The 4,075-nt window shown below is 66.9% G+C and carries 3 protein-coding genes; 2 read left to right on the top strand and 1 reads right to left on the bottom strand.

The features are described from left to right. Both ADBZ6I_RS16440 and ADBZ6I_RS16435 read left to right on the top strand, forming a co-directional pair. Positions 1-1,837 (top strand): ABC transporter ATP-binding protein/permease (locus ADBZ6I_RS16440; protein WP_526385726.1); only part of this gene is annotated, 1,837 nt, incomplete at its 5' end. A 24-nt stretch (positions 1,838-1,861) separates the two neighbouring features. Further along, positions 1,862-3,772 carry an ABC transporter ATP-binding protein/permease gene (locus ADBZ6I_RS16435; RefSeq protein WP_526385724.1) on the top strand — a complete coding sequence of 637 codons (1,911 nt, stop codon included), beginning with the start codon at positions 1,862-1,864 and terminating at the stop codon, positions 3,770-3,772. Here ADBZ6I_RS16435 and ADBZ6I_RS16430 read toward each other — a convergent pair. After that, on the bottom strand, positions 3,769-4,075 hold a 307-nt coding region (locus ADBZ6I_RS16430; RefSeq protein ID WP_526385722.1), incomplete at its 5' end, for an FAD-binding protein. The two genes, ADBZ6I_RS16435 and ADBZ6I_RS16430, sit on opposite strands and share 4 nt — an antisense overlap.

The raw sequence follows: 4,075 nt of genomic DNA, 5'->3' as shown, positions 1-4,075 counted from the left end.
CGCCGCGGTGGCCACCATGCTGGTGCTGTTCCTGCTGTCCCGCTTCACGGTGTGGGGCCGGCAGTACTGGCGGATCACCGGCGCCTACTTCACCGGGCGGTCGTCGGTGAAGGTGTGGCTGTGGCTGGCCATTCTGTTGCTTTCGGTGATGATCTCCGTGCGCCTCGACGTGCTATTCAGCTACTTCAGCAACGACCTCTATTCGGCGCTGCAGACCGCCTTCCAGGCCATCGGCGCCAAAGAGGAGGCCATCCGCACGGATGCCATCCACGGTTTCTGGGTGGCACTCGGCACTTTCTGCATTCTGGCCACCGTCTATATCAGCCTGGTGATGCTCGACCTATACCTGACCCAGCGGTTCATCATCCGCTGGCGCACCTGGCTCACCGACCGGCTGACGGCTGACTGGCTCGGCGATCGCGCCTATTACCGCGGCAGGTTCACCGACAGCAACACCGACAACCCCGATCAGCGAATCCAGCAGGACATCGACGTCTTCACCACCGGCGTCGGCGGCAGCCCCAACACCCCGACCATCGGAACCGGTTCAGTGCTGGTGTTCGGCGCTATCTCGTCGGTGTGCACCGTGGTGGCCTTCATCCCGATTCTGTGGAACCTGTCCGGTCCGGTGACGCTCTTCGACATCACGCTGCCCCGCGCACTGTTTTGGGTGGCGTTCGTCTACATCTTTCTGGCCACCGTGGTGGCAATCTGGATCGGCCGACCACTGATCCGGCTCAACTTCCGCAACGAGCGCACCAACGCAGCCTTCCGCTACGCGCTGGTCCGGTTGCGGGACGCCGCCGAAGCGGTGGGCTTCTACCGCGGCGAGGCGACCGAACGAGGAATCCTGCGCACCCGGTTCGACAAGATCATCGCCAACTACCGGGCCTTCGTCCGGCGGCAGCTGGGCTTCACCGGATGGAACCTGGCCATGAGCCAGATCCTCACCCCGCTGCCGCTGGCGGTCCAGGCGCCGCGGCTGTTCGCCGGCGAGATCGACTTCGGCGACGTCACCCAATCGTCCAGTGCGTTCGGCAGCATCAGCAGTTCGCTGTCGTTCTTCCGCAACGCCTACGACAATTTCGCCGCCTACCGCGCCTCGATCATCCGTCTGCACGGGCTCATTGAGGCCAACGCCGACGCCCGGGAGATGCCCAGCCTGGCAACGGTTCCCAGCACCGACGGTTCGGTGGAACTCGCCGACGTCGAGGTCCGCACCCCGGCCGGCAGCCAGCTGATCGACCCGCTGACCATGCGCTTGGACCGCGGCGACACCATGGTGGTGACCGGGCGATCCGGCTCCGGCAAGACCACGCTGCTGCGCAGCCTGGCCCAGATGTGGCCCTACACCAGCGGCACCGTCACGCGTCCGGTCGACGGCCACCAGACGATGTTCCTGTCCCAGCTGCCCTATGTGCCGCTCGGCGACCTGCGCACGGTGGTGTCCTACCCGGCTCAGACCGGCGAGATCGCCGACGAGGACCTGCAGCGGGTGCTGTCCAAGGTGGCGCTGACGCATCTGACCACGCGGCTCAACGAGGACGAGGATTGGGCCAAGGTGCTCTCCCCCGGCGAGCAGCAGCGGATCGCCTTCGCCCGAATCCTGCTGACCCGGCCCAAGGTGGCGTTCCTCGACGAGGCCACCTCGGCGCTGGACGAGGGCCTGGAGTACGTCGTGTACGAGTTGATCCGCAGCGAACTGCCCGACACCATCGTGGTCAGTGTCAGCCATCGGCCGACGGTGGACCGCTACCACGAGCGGCACCTGGAACTGCTCGGCGACGGCGCCTGGCGGCTGGGCACGGTGGAGGGCCGCGAACCGACGCCGGTGTAGCGCGGTTGCTGCCATGCTGGCCGCGTGGAGATGTACGAACCCTCGCTGGATTGGGCGAACGAACTCGTCGGTTCGCTGCTGTGGACGGCGAAAGCCTGGCTGATCACCGCCGTCGTCACGGTGGTCGTACTGGTGTTGCTGGCCCGCCTGACCACCTGGGGCCGCCAATTCTGGCGGGTGACCGGCGGGTATTTCCGAGGGCGCGGCAGTCTTCCGGTCTGGGCATGGCTGGGGGTGCTGCTGTTCCTGACGCTGATCGCGGTGCGGATCCAGGTGCTGCTGAGCTACCAGCTCAACGACCAGTTCAACGCGCTGCAGGTGGCGTTCGAGGGCGTCGGCGCCGGCAACGACGCGGTCCGCGATTCCGGCGTGCGCGGCTTCTGGACCGCAATCGTCACATTCATTGTCATCGCCGCGGTGTACGTGGGCCGGCAGCTGATCGACATCTACCTGACCCAGCACTTCATCATCCGCTGGCGGGTGTGGCTGACCGACCGGCTGACCGCGGACTGGCTCGACGACGAGTCGTTCTATCGCGGCCGGTTCCTCGACCAGCCGGTCGATAATCCCGACCAGCGCATCCAGCTCGACATCGACGCGTTCACCACGTGCACCGGGACCGGCGAGAACACCCCGACCGTCGGAACCGCCACGACGCTGCTGTTCGGCGCCGTCAACGCGATGGTGTCGGTGGTGGCCTTCACCCCCATCCTGTGGAACCTGTCCGGGCCGTTGACGTTCTTCGGCGTCACCCTGGACCATGCGCTGTTCTGGATCGCCCTGCTGTATGTGTTCGCCACCACCGTCGTCGCGTTCTGGATCGGCAGGCCGCTGATCCGGTTCAGCTTCCGCAACGAACTGACCAACGCCGCCTTCCGCTACGGCCTGGTGCGTGCCCGCGACGCCGCCGAGTCGATCAGCTTCTACCGCGGCGAGGACGCCGAGAAGTCGATCCTGCGCACACGTTTCGCGGCGATCATCTCCAATTACCGCGGCTACGTGGTGCGCTCGCTGGCGCTGCTCGGCTGGAACCAGTCCATCAACCAGATCATCAACCCGCTGCCACTGATGGTGCAGGCGCAACGGTTGTTCACCGGCCAGATCAACTTCGGTGACGTCACCCAGTCGGCCAGCGCCTTCAGCAGCGTGCACGACTCGCTGTCGTTCTTCCGCTCGGTCTACGACTCGTTCGCCTCCTACCGCGCCACCATCATCCGGCTCGACGGCCTGGTCACCGCCAACGAGCAGTCCCGCGCGCTGACCCGGCTGACCGCCGAGCACAGCGACGACGGGGCCCTGGAACTGCGGGATGTGGAGGTCCGCGACCCGCAGGGCAAGCAGCTGCTGGCGGGGTTGAATCTGCGGCTGGAACCGGGCGAGTCGCTGGTGATCACCGGCAAGTCAGGGTGCGGGCGAACGACGCTGCTGCGCAGCATCGCCCGGCTGTGGCCGTTCGCCACCGGCACGGTGCGCCACCCGGACGGCGACGGTGACGCGATGTTCCTCTCCCAGGTGCCCTACCTGCCGCTGGGCGATCTGCGCGCGGTGCTGTCCTATCCGAGCCGGGAGTCCACCCTCGACGACGAGGATCTGGTGGCCGCACTCGATGCTGTCGCGCTGGGCCACCTCGCCGGCCGGCTCGACGAGATCCAGGACTGGGCGAAGGTGCTCTCCCCGGGCGAGCAGCAGCGGATCGCTTTCGCCCGCGTGCTGTTGCAGAAGCCGCGGCTGATCTTCCTCGACGAGTCCACCTCGGCGATCGACGAAGGCCAGGAGTACGCCATCTACCGGATACTCAATGAGCAACTGCCCGACAGCATCATGGTGTCGGTCACCCACCGCGGGACGGTGGAGCAGCATCACGAACGCCATCTGCGTCTGCTGGGCGACGGCCGCTGGGAACTGGACCGCGAGGACGAACCGGTCGGGGTCTAACCGGTTTTCGCGCTCGCCGCCGCGCGGGCCGCGTGCGCACCGGCGCGCCGGCCGAAGAACGACCCCGACCCCAATTGCGTTCCGCTGGAATACCCCTTGCCGTCCTGGGCCAGGGTGGAGGCGCAGGCGCCGGCCGCATACAGACCCCGAATCGGATGGGCGTCGGAGTCCAGCACCCGGCCGTCGACGTCGGTGCCCAGCCCCCCGACGGTGAAGCCGGAATAGAGCGCCTTGCCCAGCGTCAGGTCGAACGCCGCCCAGGGACCTTTGTCTTGCGGCGCAAGGAATTCCGGCTGCTTGTGA

Origin of the sequence: Mycobacterium sp. (assembly GCF_044342925.1) — a bacterium.
In the GTDB taxonomy this organism is placed as follows: domain Bacteria; phylum Actinomycetota; class Actinomycetes; order Mycobacteriales; family Mycobacteriaceae; genus Mycobacterium.
The sequence above is the reverse complement of the archived record's forward strand: the minus strand, read 5'-3'. Positions and strand labels throughout refer to the sequence as shown.